Below are 19,877 nucleotides of genomic sequence, written 5' to 3' on the forward strand. Positions count from 1 at the left end.
GCGAAAGGACCGGCGATGAGCCTCCTTGTCTCCAACATCGGCGAACTGTTCACCGCCGACACCGAACTCGGCGTCCTCCACGACGCCGCCGTCATCACCGACGACGACCGCATCGTCTGGATCGGCCCGAACGCCGAAGCGCCCCAAGCCGACGAACGCCTCGACGCGGGCGGCCGCGCGGTCGTCCCCGGCTTCGTCGACAGCCACGCGCACCTGATCTTCTCCGGCGACCGCAGCGCTGAATTCAATGCCCGCATGAGCGGCGAGCCGTACACCGGCGGCGGCATCCGCACCACCGTCGCCGCCACCCGCGCCGCCGACGACGAGACCCTGCGCGCCAACGCCGCCCGCCTCACCGCCGAAATGCTCGCCCAGGGCACGACCACGGTCGAGATCAAGTCCGGCTACGGCCTCACCGTCGCCGACGAGGCCCGGTCGCTGCGCATCGCCGCCGAGTTCACCGCCGAGACCACCTACCTCGGCGCGCACATCGTCCCCACAGGCGCCGATCCCGACGAGTACACGGCCCTCGCCTGCGGGCCGATGCTCGAAGCCTGCGCGCCGCATGCCAAATGGGCCGACGTCTTCTGCGAACGCGGCGCCTTCGACGGCGACCAGGCCCGCGCCGTGCTCACCGCCAGCGCGAAGGCCGGTCTGGCCCTGCGCGTCCACGCCAACCAGCTCACCGCCGGTCCCGGCGTCCGGCTCGCCGTCGAACTCGGCGCGGCCTCCGCCGACCACTGCACGCACCTCGCCGACGCCGACGTGGACGCCCTCGCGAACGGCACCACGGTCGCCACCCTGCTGCCTGGCGCGGAGTTCTCCACGCGCTCGCCGTACCCGGAGGCCCGCCGCCTCATCGACGCCGGTGCCGCCGTGGCCCTCGCGACCGACTGCAATCCCGGCTCGTCGTTCACCAGCAGCATGGCGTTCTGCATCGCCCTCGCCGTCCGCGAGATGCGCATGACCCCCGCCGAAGCGCTGACCGCCGCCACCGCTGGCGGCGCGAAAGCGCTGCGCCGCAGCGATATCGGCCGCGTCAGTGTCGGCGCCCGCGCCGACCTGGTCGTGCTCGACGCGCCCAGCCACGTCCACCTGGCCTACCGGCCCGGGACGCCCCTAGTGAAGGCCGTCGTACACGACGGCGACGTAGTGCGTTGAGGAGGAACGATGTCCACTGTCCGCATCAAGCCCGTCCCGGTCACCCCTGAGGAGGTGATCGCGGTGGCCCGCGACCGCGCCCAGGTCGTGATCGACGCCAAGGCCCGCGAGGCCATGGCCGCCAGCCGGGCGATCGTGGACGCGATCGAGCGCGAAGGCCGTCCCGTATACGGCGTCTCGACCGGTTTCGGCGCGCTCGCGAACACCTTCGTCGCACCCGAGCGCCGCGCCGAACTCCAGCACGCGCTCATCCGCTCGCACGCCGCCGGGGTCGGCGAGCCGATGCCCGACGAGGTCGTGCGCGCCATGATGCTGCTGCGCCTGCGCTCGCTCGCCATGGGCCGCTCCGGGGTCCGCCCCGAGGTCGCCGACGCCCTCGCCGCGCTCCTCAACGCCGACATCACCCCGTGGGTCCCGCGCCACGGCTCCCTCGGCGCCTCAGGCGACCTCGCGCCGCTCGCGCACTGCGCGATGGTCCTCCTCGGCGAAGGCTGGGTCCGCACCGCCGACGGCTCCCGCCTCGAAGCCGGGCCGGTCCTCGAACGCGCAGGCCTCACCCCGATCACCCTGTCCTCCAAGGAGGGCCTGGCGCTCATCAACGGCACGGACGGGATGCTCGGCATGCTCGTCCTCGCCGTCGCGGACCTGCGCCACCTCCTGGCGATGGCCGACGTGTGCGCCGCACTGTCCAATGAGGCCATGCTCGGTTCGGACCGGCCGTTCCAGCCCGAGCTGCACGAGATCCGCCCGCAGCCGGGCCAGGCGCAGAGCGCCGCGAACATCCACCGGCTGCTGCAGGACTCCGAGGTCATGGACTCCCACCGCAACGACCTCGCGCACGCCGTCCAGGACGCGTACTCGATGCGCTGCGCCCCTCAGGTCGCCGGGGCCGCCCGCGACGTGCTCGCCTACGCCGAACAGGTCGCAGGCCAAGAGCTCCGCTCGGTCGTCGACAACCCGGTCGTCCTCCCCGACGGCCGCGTCGAGTCCACCGGGAACTTCCACGGCGCGCCGCTCGGCTACGCCGCCGACTTCCTCGGGATCGCCGCCGCCGACGTCGGCTCGATCTCCGAGCGCCGCGTCGACCGGCTCCTCGACGTCACCCGCAACCGGGGCCTCCCGGCGTTCCTCAGCCCCGACCCGGGCGTCAACTCCGGGCTCATGATCGCCCAGTACACGGCCGCCGGGATCGTCGCCGAGAACCGCCGCCTCGCCGCGCCCGCGTCCGTCGACTCGGTCCCGACCTCCGGCATGCAGGAGGACCACGTCTCGATGGGCTGGGCCGCCGCGTGCAAGCTCCGCACGATCATCGACAACCTCGGCACGCTCCTCGCGGTCGAAATGCTCGCCGCGACCCAGGGGCTCCAGCTGCGCCTGCCGCTCATCCCGTCCCCGGCCGCCCGCGCCGCGACGGCCGCCGTCGTGCCGATCGCCGGGAAGCCCGGGCCCGACCAGTTCCTCGCCCCCGTCATCGAACAGGTCAAGCACCTCGTCGAAGGCCCCACGCTCAAAGCCGAGATCGAGGCGGCCGTCGGCCCCCTCGGTTAACGAAGACCCCGCAGGGAACACAGGAACCACCGCGCCCCGCTTCGGCGGGGCGCAGTGCTGTGTAATGGGAGCCTGTCGACCGGGGAGGGCCGATGACCGAGACACCAAGCGCCGGAAGCGGAGTGCACGCCTACTTCGCCTTGCAGGCCGAGACGCTGCAGCAGTTCCGGGAACCGGTGATGCGCCGCGAACCGGACGCGGTGCACCGCATGCGGGTCGCCACCAGGCGGCTGCGCTCGCTCCTGCAGACCTATGCAGGGATCTACGCCGAGCCGCCGCTGCAGCGGCGGCGGTTGCGCTGGCTCGCCACCGAACTGGGGCACGTGCGGGACCTCGAAGTGCTGCGGACGCGGTTCGCCAAGCGGCTCGGCGATGAGCGTCCCGACTGGTTCAAGGACCTCGCCGAGCAGGAAAACCTCGCCTACGAGCCGTTGATCAAAGCCTGCGCGCGTGAGCGGACGGTGAACCTGCTGGCCGCCGCTGGTCGCATGGCCGAGTCGCCCGATTTCACCGACGCCGCAGCGAAGCCCGCTGAGGACGTGCTCGCGCCGGTCGTCGAGGCCGCCCGCCTGGACCTGGCGGTCGCGTTGGCCGCCATCGCGTCCTCGCCCGACCCGGACGAGGCCCGGCACGAGGCCCGCAACACCGCCAAGCGGACCCGCTACACCGCCGAGGCCGCCGCAGTCCTCGGCGAGAGCGCCGCGGCGGTCGCCGCCGACGCCAAGAAGGTCCAGAACGTGCTGGGCCGCTGCCAGGACGACGTGGTCGCGATCCGCTACCTCGAAGCGCACGCGCCCGAATCCGCGCTGCTGGAACGCGAGCACCGCGCCTACGCCAAGCACCTCGCGGCCGCCGAAGCGGCCCTCGGGGCCTAGACGAACGGGTTCAGCAGGCGCGAGCAGGTACCTCACCGGTCGAATCCCAGGTCCTGGTCGCGGGGCAGTTCCGCGCGGAGGTCGGAGGTGTCCGGGAAGTCGTCGAGGTACGGCGGCTCCCGCAGCAGCGCCTTGAACGAGGGCGCGCCCGCGAGCCGGCGGTAGTCCTCCACGCTGAGGATCACGGCCTCCTCGTTCATGGCCGGGTTAACGAGTTTCGCGGCGACCGGTTGCGGCCCGTGAGCGGTCTCTCGCCAGCATGTGGAACGGCCCGGCGGTCTGCGACCGCCGGGCCGTTGAAGGGACGAAAATAAAGGGGTTAGAGGCCGGAGAGCTTCTGTCCGGCGCGGATCACGGCCATGCCGAGGCGGTCGCCCGGGCGGCGTCCCAGACGCTCTATGGGTCCGGACACCGAGATCGCGGCGACGACGCGGCCGGTCTTGTCCCGCACCGGAGCTGAGACGCTGACCACACCGGGTTCGCGTTCGGCGACCGACTGCGCGAAGCCGCGGCGGCGCACCTCGGCAAGGGTCTTCGACGAGAAGCGGCACTTGGGCAGCAGCGGCAGGATCCCTTCCGGCGGTTCCCAGGCGAGCAGCACCTGCGCGCCGGAACCGGCCGTCATGGGGAGTCCCGCGCCGACGGGCACCGTGTCGCGCAGCCCGGAGGCGCGCTCGGCGGCGGCCACGCAGACGCGTTCGTCGGCCCGTCTGCGGTACAGCTGGGTCGATTCGCCCGTCTGGTCGCGGAGGAGGTTGAGCACCGGTTCGGCGGCACTGAGGAGGACGTCGGCCGTCGACCCGGCGAGCTCGCCGAGTTTCGGGCCGGGGCGCCAACGGCCCTCGTGGTCGCGTTGCAGCATCTCGTGGGCTTCGAGGGCCTGTGCGAGCCGGTGGGCCGTGGCCCTGGGCAGTCCGGTCTCGTGCACGAGCTCAGCCAGGCTGGCGCCGTTGGTGCAAGCCGTGAGGATGAGCACCGCCTTGTCAAGGACGCCGACTCCGCTGATAGTATTCGTTCTCACGAGCTGAACATTACCTCCCATATTTCGAGAAGTCCAACGACTGGGAACAGAGATGTCACCTACACCACACGAATCCGAGGGAACGGCACCGCGCACCCTCGCGCAGAAGGTCTGGGACGCCCACACGGTACGCACGGGCGGCCAGCAGCCTGACCTGCTCTACATCGACCTGCACCTCCTCCACGAGGTGACCAGCCCCCAGGCCTTCGACGGCCTGCGGCAGGCCGGGCGCAAAGTCCGCCGGACCGATCTGACGATCGCGACCGAGGACCACAACACGCCCACCGACAACCTCTTCACCATCGCGGACCCGACCAGCCGCAAGCAGATCGAGACGCTCCGCGCCAACTGCGAGGAGTTCGGCGTCCGGATCCACTCGCTCGGTGACGAGAACCAGGGCGTCGTCCACGTCGTGGGACCCCAGCTGGGACTCACCCAGCCGGGCATGACCGTCGTGTGCGGCGACTCCCACACCTCGACCCACGGCGCGTTCGGCTCGATCGCGTTCGGCATCGGCACCAGCGAGGTCGAGCACGTCCTCGCCACGCAGACCCTGCCGCAGGCGAAGCCGAAGTACATGGCCGTCACCGTGAACGGCTCGCTGCCCGAAGGCGTCTCGGCGAAGGACCTGATCCTCAAGATCATCTCCATCACCGGCACCGGCGGCGGCAAGGGCCACATCGTCGAGTACCGCGGCCAGGCCATCGAGGAGCTTTCGATGGAAGCCCGCATGACGGTGTGCAACATGTCGATCGAGTGGGGCGCCAAGGCCGGCATGATCGCGCCGGACGAGAAGACCGCCGCCTACGTCCAGGGCCGCGCGCACGCGCCCAAGGGCGAGGACTGGGACGCCGCCGTCGAGTACTGGCAGACCCTCAAGACCGACGAGGGCGCCGTCTTCGACAAGGAGATCGTCATCGACGCGGCCTCGTTGAGCCCGTTCGTCACCTGGGGCACCAACCCCGCGCAGGGCATCGAGCTCTCCGGCACCGTCCCCGCACCCGAGGACTTCGAGGACCCGATCGCGCGCACCACCGCCGCAGGGGCCCTGGAGTACATGGGCCTCACCGCGGGCACGCCGATGCGCGAGATCGACGTCGACGTCGTCTTCCTCGGCTCGTGCACCAACGGCCGCATCGAGGATCTGCGCACCGCCGCCGATGTCATCAAGGGCCGCAAGGTCGCCGAGGGCGTCAACATGATGGTCGTGCCCGGCTCGGCCAAAGTCCGCGAGCAGGCCATCGCCGAAGGCCTCGACAAGGTCTTCATCGACGCGGGCGCCGACTGGCGCTTCGCCGGCTGCTCGATGTGCCTGGGCATGAACCCGGACCAGCTGACGCCCGGCCAGCGGGCCGCGTCCACCTCGAACCGCAACTTCGAGGGCCGCCAAGGCAAGGGCGGGCGCACGCACCTGGTGAGCCCGGCCGTCGCCGCCGCCACGGCCGTCACCGGCCACCTCGCCAGCCCGGCGGATCTGTAGGAAGGGCAGGGAATCATGGACAAGTTCACGACCCACACCGGCCAGGTCGCGCCGCTGCGACGCTCCAACGTCGACACCGACCAGATCATCCCGGCCGTGTACCTCAAGCGGGTCACCAAGACCGGCTTCGAGGACGGCCTGTTTGCCGAGTGGCGCGAGGACGAGAAGTTCCTCCTCAACCAGCCGGAGTACACGAACGCCACGATCCTGGTCACCGGCACCGAGTTCGGCACCGGCTCCTCGCGCGAGCACGCCGTCTGGGCCCTGAAGGACTACGGGTTCAAGGCGGTCATCGCCCCGCGCTTCGGAGACATCTTCCGCGGCAACTCCCTCAAGAACGGTCTGTTGACTGTGGAGCTGCCCGAGGCGGCCGTCGAAGAGCTGTGGCTGATCGCCGAACTCCACCCGGAGTCGGAGATCACCGTCGACCTCGTCGCGTGCGAAGTCCGTGCGGGCGAGCGCACCTGGTCCTTCGAGTTCGACGAGTTCCTGCGCTGGCGCATGATGGAAGGGCTCGACGACGTGGCCCTGACGCTCCGCGACGAGGACAAGATCGCGGGATTCGAGTCGAACCGGGACGCTTGGCGGCCTAGGACTCTCCCCGCTCAGGTCTAGTGTCCGGAGCCCGATCCAGTTAGCCCTCACGTACGGAGCCGGTGGCATCGCCACCGGCTCCAGGCGTGTTCGGGTCCCTCCCAACGGGGTTGCGAGCGTCGATTTCGGGCACCCGAATAAAAATTCCTTGCGACACAACGGGTCGATTTTCGCGGAAACAGTTGCGTTCGCTTTCGAAACGTCATAACGTGCGCTTAACAAGCTGGTATGGCTTCAAGGACTATCGGGAGGGTAGGACTCGTGAACAAGGCAGAGTTCGTCGAACGGATCGCCGCTCGCACTGGCGACCGGGCCGCTGCGAAAGAAGTCGTGGATGTCGCGATCGACGAGATACAGCGCGCGGTGGTGAAAGGGGAGAAAGTCTCCTTCGCCGGTTTCGGCGTCTTCGAGAAGCGCCAACGCGCCGCTCGCATGGCGCGCAACCCGCGCACCGGGGAAGCGGTGAAGGTCAAGAAGACCGTCGTCCCCGCGTTCCGTCCGGGCACCGGCTTCAAGGAGCTCGTGACCGGCAAGCGCAAGGCCGCCAAGTCGGCCACCGCGAAGAAGACGGCCCCGGCGAAGAAGGCCGCCGCCAAGAAGACCACGGCCAAGAAGACGACCGCGAAGAAGACCACGCGCGCCGCCTCCACGGCCACCCGCTCGACGGCCACGAGCCGCGTGGGCGCCAAGAAGACCGCGGCGAAGAAGACGGTGGCCAAGAAGGCCTCCACCGCGAAGAAGGCCGTGCGCAAGACCGCGGCGAAGCCCGCCGCGAAGAAGACGGCGGCGAAGAAGACCACGAAGCGCGGACGTAGCTGATGCCGCGGCCCCGAACCGGTTCGGGGCACGGTGAGGCACCCGTCCGACTCGCACGGGGAGAGGGCATTCAGGAGCCACCTGAATGCCCTCGATGCTTTACCGGGACGGCCGCCTCAGGCGGCACTCGGCACTAGCGCCCGGCACCGCCCCAGAGTGCGTCCGAGAAGTCATTGCCGAACTTCCCCTCTGGATCGACGCGCGCGCGGAGTTTCTCGAAGTCCCCCATTCGCGGATAACGCGACCGGACCTCACTCATTGGTATCGAAAACAATTTGCCCCAATGGGGTCGCGGTGAGAACGGTTCCAGTGCCGCCTCGGCCGCGGACAGCACCGGCGCTACGCGTTCGAAATCGCTCACCCAAGTGAAATGCAGGCCCACAGTGTCGCGACCGAATGCGGGCGACAGCCACAGCTCGTCCGCCGCCATCGTCCGCACCTCGCAGATCTGCACCACCGAACCGAGCTCGGCCCCCAGCCCCGCCAGCGCCTCCAGCGCCGCCGGAGCGTCCGCCCGGTCCACCAGGAACTCCGACTGCAGCTCGTCGCCCGCGCTCGGCGTGAACTCCGGCTTGAAGTGCGGCAGCCGCTCGTGCCACGGACCCGTCTGGCCCTGCTGCACCGTGCACGCCTGCGGGTCCACCCCCGGCACCGGGTGCCGCTTCCCGTCCGCCAGCGGCGCCCCGAACCAGTTCGCTTTAGGGAACGGGTGGGTCTGGTCGGCCGTGCGCTGCTTGACCCAGTACTGGAACACCGGTTCAGCGCCCCACGCGGTGAACAGGCTCGTGCTGTACGCCGACGACGTCAGCTCGTCGAAGTTCTCCAGCGCCTTCTCGAACGCCAGACCGTCGTACACGTACTGGCGCATCTCGAAGCCCGGCAGCAGGTCCAGGGTCACCGCGTGCACGACGCCCAAGGCCCCCAGGTGGACCACGGAACCGGGGAAGTCCTCGTCGCCGCGCTCGACGGTGCGCAGCTCCCCGTCCGGGCCGATGAACTCGAGCGCGGCCACGGCCGTCGCGAGGTTCCCGTTGCGGTCGCCCGAACCGTGCGTGCCCGTCGCGATCGAACCGGCCACGGAGATGTGCGGGAGCGACGCCATGTTGTGCAGCGCGAAACCGGCGCGGTGGACCGCGGCGCTCAAGTCGGCGTAGGTGATCCAGCCGGAGGCCCGGACGGTACCGGTGCCTCTCGGCGAAGCCTGCGAGCCGTAAATCTGTCCAGCGTTGATGTTCACTTCGGGCTCGATGCCCGCCAGCGACATCATCGTCGCGTCAGAGGCCGCGATCGTGTTGAACGAGTGCCCCGAACCGAGCACGCGCAGACGCGACGCGGCGGCCACGACCGCCCGCGCCTCGTCGAGCGTCGCGGGCGCCTCGAAACGGCTGGGGGAGAAGCGGATGTTCCCGGCCCAGTTGTGCAAGGGCGTGGGTGCGCTGGCCAAAGCGTGCCTCCTAGTCGGTGCGCGAGCCGGCGCGCGAAGGCGCACCGGCTGCGGTCAGGCGGGCAACGGTACCGCGAAAGCGACCGGTCGCAGCGCCGAGCAGTCCGAAGGCCGGGACTCCCGGCTCCGAAATGTCGTACCCGTATGTGAGGGTAAGAACTGGGGGCCCGAAACACGGCCCCCAGCGGCTCTCTCGCTGCCCGCGAACCGGCTCCCTACAGCCGCTCCACACCCACGAGCTTCTGGCCCGACAGGGACAGCACCCAGGCCTCCCCGGGCCGCGTCGAGACGTCCGCGGTCTCCACGCCGTCCTCGTCCGCCAGGATCGCCACCGTGTCGCTCACGACTTCCGGCTCCGCGCAGACGATCGCCGTCCCGCCACCGCCCGCGAGCTCCCGGATGCGCGCGCTCGAGCGCTCGGGATTGCGTTCGTGCGCTTCGGTGTCGAACGCCGTGTCACCGCTCAGCCTGCACCGCACCGCCTGCGCGATCGGCTCCACCGTCTGCACGCTCGCCCGGCCCGTCGCGCTGAACGCCCGGTCCGGCTGGTACAGCGACGCCAGCGCCGCGACCCGCACCGCCTGGTCCTGCCCGCGCGCGCTCAACGGCCGCGTCACCTCCGGCCCGTCCCAGGCCTGCTCGACCTCCGCCGGAACCACCAGCAGCACCGTCGCCGTCACCGCGGGCAAAGCCCCGAACGCCTGCAGCACCTGCTGGTCCCGCGGCCGCGTCAGCGCCGCCCGCGCCTCCGCGAGCGTGATCCACCGCCGCTCGCCGATCTCCTCGTCGGCGGTGAACGCCGCATCGGGCTTCTCGGTGCGCATCGACCAGTAGTCGACGTACTTCAGCACGTCCCCGGCCGGGTTCGACAGCACATAGCTGGCCCGGCACAGCTTCATCTGCGGGATGACCGGAATCCCGGTCTCCTCCTCGACCTCGCGGCACGCCGCCGTGAGCGGGTGCTCGCCCGGGTCGAGCTTGCCCTTCGGCAGCGACCAGTTCCCGACCTGGGGCCGCCACACGGCGATCACCTCGACGAGGCCGCGCTCGCCGTTGCGCCACAACAGGCCGCCAGCGGCGGCGATCTGCCTCTGCGGCGCCCCGTTCCCGACAGTGTCCTGTTCCACACTCACGCCTCTAAGGTACTGGGACTCACCCAATCGCGGGAAGTCTGCCACTCGCGGGGGGTACGCGGCGCCCGCCGCGTCTAGGGATGCATCGTCGGGATGCGGACGGCCACAACGTTCCCTTCATCGTCGGTGTCGAGGTCGACGCGCTGGCCGAGGCGGAGGAACCGCAGGCCGGAGGCGCGAAAGGCCGCCGCGTCGAAGGCGACGCGGCGGCCGTTGTCGAGGACGGCCTCGCCGGAGGTGTCCTCGTTGAAGTTCGAGACGGTGCCCTGCATGGTCTCAGCTTGGACCATGGAAGGACCGAAATCCAGGCGCTACTTCCGGATCTGGGGGTTGTTGCGGCCGCCGAGGGCCTTCTTGGCCTTGAGGCCCAGCCAGACGACGCCGCCGACGATGGCGATGAAGAGGGCGAAGTTGAAGATGAAGGCGAGGATGCCGCCGATCGCCCCGAGCACGAATTGGATCACGTTCACCACGATGATCACGGCGATGACCGCGCCGCCGAACAGGGCCGCGAGCCAGCCGAAGAGACGCCAGTTCATGTCACTCACTCCGAGTCGAGTCGGGATTCGAGCCGACACGTCCGGTCGGCAAGGTAGATGTCATTGTGACTCTATGATGACATCATAGCGGGTTCCGCGCAACCCCCGGGTACCGCCGTTCCCGTGCCGCGCATCGCGGGCCGCGCGCCGCGTACCTGGGAGTTCACGCGACGTAGCGGTGTACCCCGCGGCGGGGAGTCAAACCCCACCCTTTGCTTACCGTCGCCTGAAGGGCCCGGCGCGGGCGTTAGAGTGCAATGCACTGACGATCCCGTACACGACGGCACAGGCCGAGCCCATGCGGCCGGAGCCCCTCCCCGAGAAAGCGAGCCAGCAGGTGACCGAGCCGAGGCCCGAGGCGCAGTACACCTTCCGCCGCCGCGGCGGCGACGCCCTCCGCATCGACGTCCGCACCTACGCGAACATCGTCAAGGGCGCCATGCTGGGTCTCACCAAGCGCTCGTGGTCGGGTATGGAGCACATACCGCTCAAGGGCCCCGCGATCCTCGTCTGGAACCACTACTCGGACATCGACCCGCTCGTGGTCGTCCACTACGTGTACAACGCCGGACGCCACCCCCGGTTCCTCCTCAAGGAGTCGATCCTGCGCATCCCGCTGGTCGGCCCGCTCGTGCGCTCCACCGGCCAGATCCCCGTCAAGCGCGGCAGCGCCGAGGCCGCGGACTCGCTGCGCACCCTCGAACGCGAACTGGCCCAAGGGCACGTGGTCATCATGTCCCCCGAAGGCACCGTGACGAAGGAACCGGACCGCTGGCCCATGCGCGGCAAGACCGGCATCGCCCGCCTCGCCCTCGAGTCCGGCGCGCCCGTGGTCCCGATCGTGCAGTGGGGCGCCCTCGGCATCCACGACCGCAAGCGCGACCCCAAGTTCAAGCTCGGCCGCAAGCCCGTCACCGTCAAGGCCCTCCCTCCCGTCGACCTCTCCCCTTGGCAGGGAAAGGAACCCACCCGCGAAGACCTCGCCGCGGTCACCGACCGCATCATGGAGGCCCTGCGCGAGGGCCTCGCCGAGATCCGCGGCCAGGAAGCACCCCCTCTGTTCGATCCCCGGCAGCACCGATCCGATGAAAGTGGGTCTTCCGAGTGAGAGCAGCCGTCATGGGGGCCGGTTCCTGGGGAACCGTGTTCGCCAAGATCCTCGCCGACGCGGGGACGCCGGTCACCCTGTGGGCCAGGCGGGCCGAGGTCGCCGACGCGATCAACGCGACCCGCCGCAACCCGGACTACTTCCCGGACATCGCGCTGCCGGGCCTGGTGAGCGCCACGAACGACCCGGCCGAGGCGCTGCACGGCGCCGACCTCGTGGTCCTGTCCGTCCCGAGCCAGACCCTGCGCGGCAACCTCGCGGCCTGGGCCGAGCACCTGGAGCCGGCCGCGACGCTCCTGAGCCTCATGAAGGGCATCGAGCTCGGCTCCACGATGCGCATGACCGAGGTCATCGCCGAGGTCACCGGCGCGCACCAGTCGCGCATCGCGGTCCTGTCGGGCCCGAACCTCGCGCGCGAGATCGCCGAGCAGCAGCCCACGGCCTCTGTCGTGGCGTGCATCGACCACGGCCGGGCCGTGGACGTGCAGAAGGCCGTCACGACCTCCTACTTCCGCCCGTACACGAACACCGACGTGGTCGGCTGCGAGCTGGGCGGCGCGGTCAAGAACGTCATCGCGCTCGCCTACGGCATGGCCGCCGGGATGGGCATGGGCGACAACACGAAGGCCACGATCATCACGCGGGGCCTGGCCGAGACCACCCGCCTCGGCACGCGCCTGGGCGCGGACCCGACCACGTTCGCCGGGCTCGCCGGGCTCGGCGACCTCGTCGCCACGTGCTCGTCCCCGTTGTCGCGCAACCACACCTTCGGCGAGCAGCTGGGGCTCGGCGCGACCCTCGAAGAGGCCGCGCGCGTCACCAAGCAGACCGCCGAGGGCGTCAAGAGCTGCCGTTCCATCACCGACCTCGCCCGCAAGGTGGGCGTGGAGATGCCGATCTGCGATGCCGTGGAACGGGTCTGCCACGAGGGACTCGACCCCAGAGCCGCGGTCGCCGAACTCATGGGACGCGAGACCAAACCCGAAACCGACAGTTTGAGGTCCGACAAATGACTAAACCGACCGTCGCCGTCTTCTTCGGCGGCCGCAGTGTCGAACAACCGGTCTCCTGCGCCTCCGGCTCCGGTGTGGCCAAGGCGCTGCGCGACCGGGGTTTCGACGTGACCACGATCGGCATCACCCGCAGCGGCGAATGGGTCGAGCTCTCCCCTGACGTCGCCTTCGCGATCGAGGCCCCCGAGGCCCTCCCCGAGGTCACCGCCGAGGCCGGCAAGGCCGTCGCGATCGACCTCGGCCCGGGCTCGCAGCCCGTCGCCGACGTCCTCTTCCCGGTCCTGCACGGCCCCTACGGCGAGGACGGCACGATCCAGGGCCTGTTCGAGATGGCCGGGACGCCGTACGTCGGCTCCGGCGTCCTGTCGAGCGCGCTGTGCATGGACAAGGAGTTCTCGAAGCGGCTGCTGGCCGCCGAGGGCGTCCCGCAGGGCGCGTTCGACGTGCTGAAGGCGGGCGAGGAGCTCGACGCCGAAGCGGTCATCGGGAAGCTCGGCCTGCCGATCTTCGTCAAGCCCGCGCGCGCCGGTTCGAGCCTGGGCATCAGCAAGGTCAACTCGGGCGCCGAACTCGCCGAGGCGGTCGCGAAGGCCCGCGAGGTCGACGACAAGGTCGTGTTCGAGGCCGGGTTCGTGAACGCCCGCGAGATCGAGATGGGCGTCGTCGAGACGCTCGACGGCGACCTGGAGATCACGTTCCCGCTCGAAGTGCTCGCCAAGGGCGAGGACGGCTGGTTCGACTTCGAGGCCAAGTACCTCGACAACCCCGAGCCGTTCAACCTCCACCCGGACTACCCCGAGGGCGTGGCCGAGCAGGCCCAGGCCCTGGCCCGGAAGGTCTTCCGGCTCCTGGACTGCCGCGACCTCGCGCGCGTCGACTGCTTCCTCGGCGAGGACGGTGTCGTCTATCTCAACGAGGTGAACACCATGCCGGGCATGACGCCGATGAGCGGCGTGCCGCAGGCCTTCGCGGCCTACGGCATCTCCTACGGCGAGCTCGTAGAGCGCCTGGTCACTCTCGCCGCAGCCCGGGTGGGCGGCGGCAAGTAGGCCGCGTAACCTGGTCACGAGCATTCCCGTGCCCTCTGGGCGCAGGAGTGCGAACGTACACCCGTGTGCGCGCCAGGCCCCGGACAACCTCCAGGTGCTTCCTGAGCGCGCTACACTCACGCGTTTCTGCTGGTCAGGGACGCATTATGCCCCGTATGTCGTTCGGGGCAACGCATGAATTACTGGAGAGATCATTGCAAGCTAAGGCGAAAGTCAAGCTTTCCCGATCCCTCGGCATCGCTCTGACGCCGAAGGCCGCCAAGTACATGGAACGCCGTCCCTACCCTCCGGGGCAGCACGGCCGCGGCCGCAAGAAGGAATCGGACTACAAGAACCAGCTCGTCGAGAAGCAGCGTCTGCGCGCGCAGTACAACATCTCTGAGCGCCAGCTGCGCAACGCCTACGCCGAGGCCGTGCGCAAGTCCGGCAAGACCGGTGAGAACCTGGTGTCGCTGCTCGAGTCCCGCCTGGACGCCTTCGTGCTCCGCGCCGGGTTCGCGCGCACCATCTACCAGGCGCGCCAGTTCGTCAACCACGGTCACTTCACCGTGAACGGCCGCAAGGTCGACATCGCGTCCTACCGCTTGAAGGCCGGCGACTTCGTCCAGGTCCGCAAGCGTTCGCGCGAGACCACGCCGTTCCAGCTGGCCGCCGCCGGCGCCTGGGCGGGCGAGACGACTCCGGCCTACATCGAGGCTCACCTCGAAGGCCTGATCGCCCGCTTCCTCTCGGTGCCCGAGCGCAAGCAGATCCCCGTGATCTGCGACGAGCAGCTCATCGTCGAGTTCTACTCGAAGTAAGCCCGAGCGAGCATTGAGCGCCGCCCGGCTTCCGGGCAACCGGGAACCGGGCGGCGCTCCGCTTTCGTCCAAGTGCCCTCCGTCACGGTTAACCCCCTGGTAGACGGTATTGGGACGCGAGTAGACTCGCTCAGTGGTGCAGTGCGTCCCCGAGTGGGTAGCCATGCGCTTCAGGTGTCGCCGTGCACCCGGACGCCGTTGGTGAAGCCCCGCACCATTCCAATGCCGCCCGGATTCCCGGGTCGGCGTGCCAGTAGCTCCCACCTGCCAAGGGTGCGGGGTTTTCAGACCGAGTTGTCACGGTAGCGGAGGACATGCCGAAAAAAGACGGTGCCATCGAGATTGAGGGCAAGGTCGTCGAGTCCCTCCCGAACGCTATGTTCCGGGTGGAACTCACCAACGGCCACAAGGTACTCGCCCACATCAGTGGCAAGATGCGCCAGAACTACATCCGAATCCTCCCCGAGGACCGGGTCGTGGTTGAGCTCTCGCCGTACGACCTGTCGCGCGGGCGGATTGTCTACCGCTACCGCTGACCTGACGACTACACGTAAGTAGGACTCGTGAAAGTCAAGCCGAGCGTCAAAGTGATCTGCAAGAACTGCCGCGTGATCCGCAGGCACGGACGAGTGATGGTTATCTGCTCGTCCGACCCGCGTCACAAGCAGCGTCAGGGTTAAGCAGCACAACGCCAGCAATTGAAAGGCCCCAATAGGGGAAACCGCCGCCAGTGCGCCAGCACAACCCCCGGCTCGGAGGCCGGGGCTCGCATCGCCCATCAGGGCAGGGATCAGAACCCAGCGGGAAGGCAGCGGTCAGACCTCCGACAACACTAGGAGTACGCCTGCATGGCACGCCTGGTTGGAGTCGACCTCCCGCGCGACAAGCGCCTGGAGATCGCACTCACCTACATTTTCGGCATCGGCCGTACGCGTTCGCTTGAGACGATCGCGGCGACCGGCCTCGACCGCGACACGCGCGTCAAGGACCTCACCGACGAAGAACTGGTGAAGCTCCGCGACCACATCGAAGAGCACTACCAGGTCGAAGGCGACCTGCGCCGCGAGGTGCAGGCCGACATCCGCCGCAAGATCGAGATCAACTGCTACCAGGGTCTCCGTCACCGCTACGGCCTTCCGGTCCACGGTCAGCGGACCAAGACCAACGCCCGTACTCGCAAGGGTCCGAAGAAGACCGTCGCGGGCAAGAAGAAGGCACGTTAGGAGACCAGCTGATGCCACCGAAGACTCGCGGCGGTTCCAAGAACCCGCGCGCCAAGAAGAAGAACGTGCCCCACGGGCACGCCCACATCAAGAGCACCTTCAACAACACCATCGTGTCGATCACCGACCCGACCGGTGCTGTGATCGCCTGGGCCTCCTCCGGCCAGGTCGGTTTCAAGGGCTCGCGCAAGTCCACCCCGTACGCCGCGCAGATGGCCGCCGAGGCCGCCGCCCGCCGTGCGATGGACAACGGCATGCGCAAGGTCGACGTCTACGTCAAGGGCCCGGGCTCGGGCCGCGAGACCGCGATCCGCTCCCTCCAGGCCGTCGGCCTCGAGGTCGGCTCGATCAACGACGTGACCCCGCAGCCCCACAACGGCTGCCGTCCGCCGAAGCGCCGCCGCGTCTAACGCGACTGCGCGAAACTGAAAATCCGTGAGTTTAGGCGTCAAATAGCGGGCGCCCCGAACAAAGGAAACAACGCAAAGTGCTTATCACTCAGCGGCCCACGCTCACCGAGCAGCAGATCAGCCCGACCCGCTCCAAGTTCACCATCGAACCCCTGGAGCCCGGTTTCGGCTACACGCTCGGCAACTCGCTGCGGCGCACGCTGCTGTCGTCCATCCCGGGCGCGGCGGTCACGTCGATCAAGATCGACGGCGTCCTGCACGAGTTCTCCACCATTCCCGGCGTGAAAGAAGACGTCGTCGAACTGGTGCTGAACGTCAAGCAGATCTGCGTCTCCTCGGAGAACGACGAGCCGGCCACCATGTACCTGCGCAAGGAAGGCCCGGGCGAGGTCCTCGCCGGGGACATCCAGCCGCCCGCCGGCGTGCAGGTCCACAACCCCGAGCTCAAGCTCGCGACCCTGAACTCCAAGGGCCGCATCGACATGGAGTTCGTGGTGGAGCGCGGCCGGGGCTACGTCTCGTCCCCGGCCAACAAGGGCGAGACCAACGAGATCGGCCGCATCCCGGTCGACTCGATCTACTCGCCCGTGCTCAAGGTGGCCTACTCGGTCGACGCGACCCGCGTCGAGCAGCGCACCGACTTCGACAAGCTCACCGTCGACGTCGAGTCCAAGCCGTCCACGACCCCGCGCACCGCGCTGGCGTCGGCCGGTTCCACCCTGGTGGAGCTGTTCGGCCTGTACCGCGAGCTCGACACCGAGGCCGAGGGCATCGACGTCGGCCCCAGCCCGGCCGACCAGCAGCTCGCTGCTGATCTGGCCCTGCCGATCGAGGACCTGGACATGACCGTCCGGTCCTACAACTGCCTCAAGCGCGAGGGCGTCAACACCGTTGGCGAACTCATCAACCGCACCGAGGCCGACCTGCTCGATATAAGGAATTTCGGGCAGAAGTCGATCGACGAGGTCAAGATGAAGCTCGCCGGCATGGGCCTGAGCCTGAAGGACTCGCCCGGCACCTTCGACCCGAGCGAGGCTGCTGTGGCCTACGGCGGGTCGCCGGTCGCCGACAACGACGAGTACGAGGAAGACGAAGAGGACCTTCGCGAAACCGAAGAGCTCTAAGCACTTCCGACCAGTGGCGGTCGGTTCCGTAAGACGGCCGGCCGCGTCAAACCAAAAGGAGCAAGACAATGCCCAAACCTACAAAGGGCCCGCGCCTGGGCGGTTCCCCGGCTCACGAGAAGCTCATGCTCTCGGGCCTGGCGGCCTCCCTGTTCGAGCACGGCAGCATCACCACGACGCTGACCAAGGCCCGCCGTCTGCGTCCCTACGCCGAGAAGCTGATCACGCACGGCAAGAAGGGCACGCTGCACCACCGCCGTCTGGCGCTGGCCAAGCTGCGCAACAAGGACGCCACGCACGACCTGTTCGAGCAGGTCGCCCCCCGCTTCGCTAACCGCGAGGGCGGCTACACCCGGATCATCAAGGCCGGGAACCGCAAGGGCGACAACGCTCCTATGGCGATCATCCAGCTGGTCGACTAAGACAGTTGCCGAACCGCGCGCAGGGCTTACGCTCTGCGCGCGGTTTGCTTTATCCGGGAGGACTTGTGGACGAGGGTGTGGACAGGACCCGCTTGCGGCTCGGCGTCGCCTACGACGGGGCCGAGTTCTCGGGGTGGGCGCTGCAACCGGGGCTGCGGACCGTGGCCGCGGAGGTGATCCGGGCGCTGGAGCTGCTGTTCGGCGAGATCGGCGACTTCACCGTGGCCGGGCGGACCGACGCGGGCGTGCACGCGACCGGGCAGGTCGTGCACGTCGACGTGCCCACGGCGAAGTGGGAGGCCTTGGGGGAGCGGCTGCTGTGGCGGATGCGCGGCATCCTCCCCGCCGATGTGCGGGCGACTTCCGTTGCGGCCGTTGATCCTTCCTTCAACGCGCGCTTCGCGGCGCAGTGGCGGCGGTACCGGTACCGGGTCGCGGACGCGATGTGGGGCGTGAACCCGCTGCGGCGCTTGGACACCCTCGCCTGGCAGCGGCCGGTCGACGTGGAGCGGATGCACGCGGCGTGCCAGGCCCTCATCGGCGAGCACGACTTCGTGGGCTTCTGCAAGCAGCGCGAGGGTGCGACGACGATCCGGGAGCTCCAGCAGTACGACTGGACCCGGGACGAGGACGGCGTCGCGGTCGCGACGGTTCGGGCGGACGCGTTCTGCCACTCGATGGTCCGCAGCCTCGTCGGCGCGGCCCTCGCCGTGGGCGACGGCCGCCGCGACGAAGCCTGGCTCGCCGCGATCATCGACAGCGGTCAGCGCGCCAACGACGTCCACGTGGTCGGCCCCCACGGCCTCACCCTCATGGAGGTCTCCTACTCCGAGGACCCGAAGGACTGGCAGGCCCGCGTCGACCTGACCAGGCGCGTGAGGACCCTCTGAGGCCCTGAATTCACGGCCAGGCGCGCCGCCGTTCACTCTTCGGTCAGCCCGGCCCTTGAAGCTGACGGGATGAGACGCTTCCTCATCCCCGGCGCGGTGGCGGCGATCGCCGCCACCGCTCTGTTCATCGCCGTGCCCAGCCCCGCCGACGCGCACCCCTCGCGCGACTTCGACCTGCAGGCCCACCGCGGCGGGCTCGGGCTCGTCGTCGAGAACACGTTGCCCGCCTTCGCGAACGCGCTCGAGCTCGGGGTGAGCACCCTCGAACTCGACGTCCAGATCACCGAGGACGGCCAAGCGGTCGTCACCCACGACCGGCGTGTGAGCGGCGGGAAGTGCCTGGACACCGCGCCCGCGTTCGAGGGGGACCCGGAGTTCCCTTATGTCGGCAAGTACGTCAAGAACCTCACGCTCGAGCAGGTCCGCACCCTCGACTGCGGCAGCCTCGTGCAGGCCGCCCACCCGAACCAGGAACTCCACCCCGGCGAGCCGATGCCGCTGCTCAGCGAGGTCTTCGACCTCGTGCGGGACTACCACGCGCGCGGCGTGAAGCTCAACATCGAGACCAAAGTGGAGGCCGGGGCGCCGCACGAGACCGCACCGCGGGAGGCCTTCGTAGAAACCGTGCTCGCCGACATCCGGGAGGCCCGCATCGGCCGCCAGGTCACGATCCAGAGCTTCGACTGGGGCACGCTGATGCTCATGGGCGAGACCGCGCCGGAGCTGCCGCTCGTGGCGCTGACGAACATCTCGTTCCTGCAGACCGGCCAGGCCGGGGCCTCGCCTTGGCTGGGCGGTATCGACATCGACGACTTCGGGGGCGACCCGATCGCCGCGATCGACTCGTTCGGCGCCGACGCGTTCTCGCCCGTGCACGGTTCCCCGCAGAACGGGAAAGTCACCGACCCCGGTTACGTCCCATACGTCACTGCGGCGATGGTCAATCACGCGCACGACTACGGCATCGAGGTCGTCCCGTGGACCGTGGACGACGAGGCCACCATGCGCAAGCTCATCGACGACGGCGTGGACGGCATCATCACCGACTACCCGGACGTGCTGCGTGAAGTCATGCGCGACTACGGCTTCCGCCTCCCGAAGCGCTACTGCGACCGGTAGTGCCCGAATCGTTACGCGGTGACGGTCCGGTCACGGGCGGGTCCTGTTTGCTCACCGCGCCATCACGGTTCGGCCACGAGGGGAACCGGATCGCGGAATCGGCGGTCT

23 protein-coding genes and 1 pseudogene are annotated in these 19,877 nt (G+C 69.1%); 18 read left to right on the forward strand and 6 right to left on the reverse strand.

The window, feature by feature from the left end; all coding sequences use genetic code 11:
* The first annotated feature begins 15 nt into the window (after positions 1–15).
* From hutI to ACZ60M_RS04100, 3 genes are all read left to right on the forward strand, one after another.
* Entirely contained in the window at positions 16–1,161 is a 1,146-nt protein-coding gene (gene hutI / locus ACZ60M_RS04090; RefSeq protein ID WP_465414496.1) for an imidazolonepropionase, read from the forward strand.
* A 9-nt stretch (positions 1,162–1,170) separates the two neighbouring features.
* The gene (gene hutH, locus ACZ60M_RS04095; protein ID WP_465414498.1) at positions 1,171–2,709 is read left to right on the forward strand and encodes a histidine ammonia-lyase; all 1,539 of its coding nucleotides are present in this window, start codon (positions 1,171–1,173) and stop codon (positions 2,707–2,709) included.
* Positions 2,710–2,801: 92 nt separating this feature from the next.
* Positions 2,802–3,584: a CHAD domain-containing protein gene (locus ACZ60M_RS04100; RefSeq protein WP_465414500.1), complete on the forward strand. Its 783-nt coding sequence runs from the start codon at positions 2,802–2,804 to the stop codon at positions 3,582–3,584.
* 32 nt (positions 3,585–3,616) lie between these two features.
* Here the strand turns inward: ACZ60M_RS04100 and ACZ60M_RS04105 are convergent, their stop codons facing one another.
* Both ACZ60M_RS04105 and ACZ60M_RS04110 read right to left on the reverse strand, forming a co-directional pair.
* Positions 3,617–3,784, reverse strand: a complete 168-nt coding sequence (locus ACZ60M_RS04105; RefSeq protein ID WP_465414502.1) for a hypothetical protein — start codon at positions 3,782–3,784, stop codon at positions 3,617–3,619.
* 119 nt (positions 3,785–3,903) lie between these two features.
* Positions 3,904–4,590: an IclR family transcriptional regulator gene (locus ACZ60M_RS04110; protein ID WP_344469158.1), complete on the reverse strand. Its 687-nt coding sequence runs from the start codon at positions 4,588–4,590 to the stop codon at positions 3,904–3,906.
* A 67-nt stretch (positions 4,591–4,657) separates the two neighbouring features.
* Here ACZ60M_RS04110 and leuC point away from each other — a divergent pair, with 67 nt between their 5' ends.
* From leuC to ACZ60M_RS04125, 3 genes are all read left to right on the forward strand, one after another.
* Positions 4,658–6,085 (forward strand): 3-isopropylmalate dehydratase large subunit, encoded by a 1,428-nt coding sequence (gene leuC / locus ACZ60M_RS04115; protein WP_465414504.1) that lies wholly within the window; start codon positions 4,658–4,660, stop codon positions 6,083–6,085.
* Between the two features lie 15 nt (positions 6,086–6,100).
* A complete protein-coding gene (gene leuD / locus ACZ60M_RS04120; RefSeq protein ID WP_465414506.1) occupies positions 6,101–6,700 on the forward strand; it encodes a 3-isopropylmalate dehydratase small subunit in 600 nt (199 codons plus the stop codon).
* A gap of 240 nt (positions 6,701–6,940) precedes the next feature.
* A complete protein-coding gene (locus ACZ60M_RS04125; protein WP_465414507.1) occupies positions 6,941–7,498 on the forward strand; it encodes an HU family DNA-binding protein in 558 nt (185 codons plus the stop codon).
* Positions 7,499–7,628: 130 nt separating this feature from the next.
* On the opposite strand, the gene ACZ60M_RS04130 is transcribed toward ACZ60M_RS04125, so the two are convergent.
* The 4 genes from ACZ60M_RS04130 to ACZ60M_RS04145 form a co-directional block, all read right to left on the reverse strand.
* Entirely contained in the window at positions 7,629–8,939 is a 1,311-nt protein-coding gene (locus ACZ60M_RS04130; RefSeq protein ID WP_465414509.1) for a D-arabinono-1,4-lactone oxidase, read from the reverse strand.
* Positions 8,940–9,154: 215 nt separating this feature from the next.
* Positions 9,155–10,072: an NUDIX domain-containing protein gene (locus ACZ60M_RS04135; RefSeq protein WP_465414511.1), complete on the reverse strand. Its 918-nt coding sequence runs from the start codon at positions 10,070–10,072 to the stop codon at positions 9,155–9,157.
* Positions 10,073–10,146: 74 nt separating this feature from the next.
* Positions 10,147–10,362, reverse strand: coding sequence for a cold-shock protein (locus ACZ60M_RS04140; RefSeq protein WP_465414513.1), 216 nt, complete (start codon positions 10,360–10,362; stop codon positions 10,147–10,149).
* Positions 10,363–10,383: 21 nt separating this feature from the next.
* On the reverse strand, positions 10,384–10,611 hold the full coding sequence (locus ACZ60M_RS04145) for a hypothetical protein (RefSeq protein ID WP_465414515.1): 228 nt from the start codon (positions 10,609–10,611) through the stop codon (positions 10,384–10,386).
* A 298-nt stretch (positions 10,612–10,909) separates the two neighbouring features.
* Here ACZ60M_RS04145 and ACZ60M_RS04150 point away from each other — a divergent pair, with 298 nt between their 5' ends.
* The 12 genes and pseudogenes from ACZ60M_RS04150 (at position 10,910) to ACZ60M_RS04205 (ending at position 19,769) form a co-directional block, all read left to right on the forward strand.
* Positions 10,910–11,719, forward strand: a complete 810-nt coding sequence (locus tag ACZ60M_RS04150) for a lysophospholipid acyltransferase family protein (protein ID WP_465414517.1) — start codon at positions 10,910–10,912, stop codon at positions 11,717–11,719.
* Between the two features lie 11 nt (positions 11,720–11,730).
* Entirely contained in the window at positions 11,731–12,732 is a 1,002-nt protein-coding gene (locus ACZ60M_RS04155) for an NAD(P)H-dependent glycerol-3-phosphate dehydrogenase (protein ID WP_465414551.1), read from the forward strand.
* Positions 12,729–13,781: a D-alanine--D-alanine ligase family protein gene (locus tag ACZ60M_RS04160; protein WP_465414519.1), complete on the forward strand. Its 1,053-nt coding sequence runs from the start codon at positions 12,729–12,731 to the stop codon at positions 13,779–13,781. Before ACZ60M_RS04155 ends, ACZ60M_RS04160 begins: the two co-directional genes overlap by 4 nt.
* Before the next feature lie 155 nt (positions 13,782–13,936).
* A complete protein-coding gene (gene rpsD, locus ACZ60M_RS04165; protein WP_465414521.1) occupies positions 13,937–14,581 on the forward strand; it encodes a 30S ribosomal protein S4 in 645 nt (214 codons plus the stop codon).
* 314 nt (positions 14,582–14,895) lie between these two features.
* The gene (infA, locus tag ACZ60M_RS04170; RefSeq protein WP_026929479.1) at positions 14,896–15,117 is read left to right on the forward strand and encodes a translation initiation factor IF-1; all 222 of its coding nucleotides are present in this window, start codon (positions 14,896–14,898) and stop codon (positions 15,115–15,117) included.
* A 27-nt stretch (positions 15,118–15,144) separates the two neighbouring features.
* The gene (gene rpmJ, locus ACZ60M_RS04175) at positions 15,145–15,261 is read left to right on the forward strand and encodes a 50S ribosomal protein L36 (protein ID WP_081913453.1); all 117 of its coding nucleotides are present in this window, start codon (positions 15,145–15,147) and stop codon (positions 15,259–15,261) included.
* Positions 15,262–15,429: 168 nt separating this feature from the next.
* Complete coding sequence (rpsM, locus tag ACZ60M_RS04180) at positions 15,430–15,804, forward strand: 30S ribosomal protein S13 (RefSeq protein ID WP_465414524.1); 375 nt, start codon at positions 15,430–15,432, stop codon at positions 15,802–15,804.
* 11 nt (positions 15,805–15,815) lie between these two features.
* The gene (rpsK, locus tag ACZ60M_RS04185) at positions 15,816–16,214 is read left to right on the forward strand and encodes a 30S ribosomal protein S11 (RefSeq protein WP_136529806.1); all 399 of its coding nucleotides are present in this window, start codon (positions 15,816–15,818) and stop codon (positions 16,212–16,214) included.
* Between the two features lie 77 nt (positions 16,215–16,291).
* The gene (locus tag ACZ60M_RS04190) at positions 16,292–17,338 is read left to right on the forward strand and encodes a DNA-directed RNA polymerase subunit alpha (RefSeq protein WP_392962605.1); all 1,047 of its coding nucleotides are present in this window, start codon (positions 16,292–16,294) and stop codon (positions 17,336–17,338) included.
* Positions 17,339–17,406: 68 nt separating this feature from the next.
* A pseudogene (rplQ, locus tag ACZ60M_RS04195) lies at positions 17,407–17,754 on the forward strand (50S ribosomal protein L17); the annotation flags it as partial.
* 83 nt (positions 17,755–17,837) lie between these two features.
* Positions 17,838–18,650: a tRNA pseudouridine(38-40) synthase TruA gene (truA, locus tag ACZ60M_RS04200; RefSeq protein WP_465414526.1), complete on the forward strand. Its 813-nt coding sequence runs from the start codon at positions 17,838–17,840 to the stop codon at positions 18,648–18,650.
* Between the two features lie 69 nt (positions 18,651–18,719).
* Entirely contained in the window at positions 18,720–19,769 is a 1,050-nt protein-coding gene (locus ACZ60M_RS04205) for a glycerophosphodiester phosphodiesterase family protein (protein ID WP_465414528.1), read from the forward strand.
* Positions 19,770–19,877 lie beyond the last annotated feature (108 nt).

This window comes from Glycomyces sp. NPDC050141, assembly GCF_055586545.1.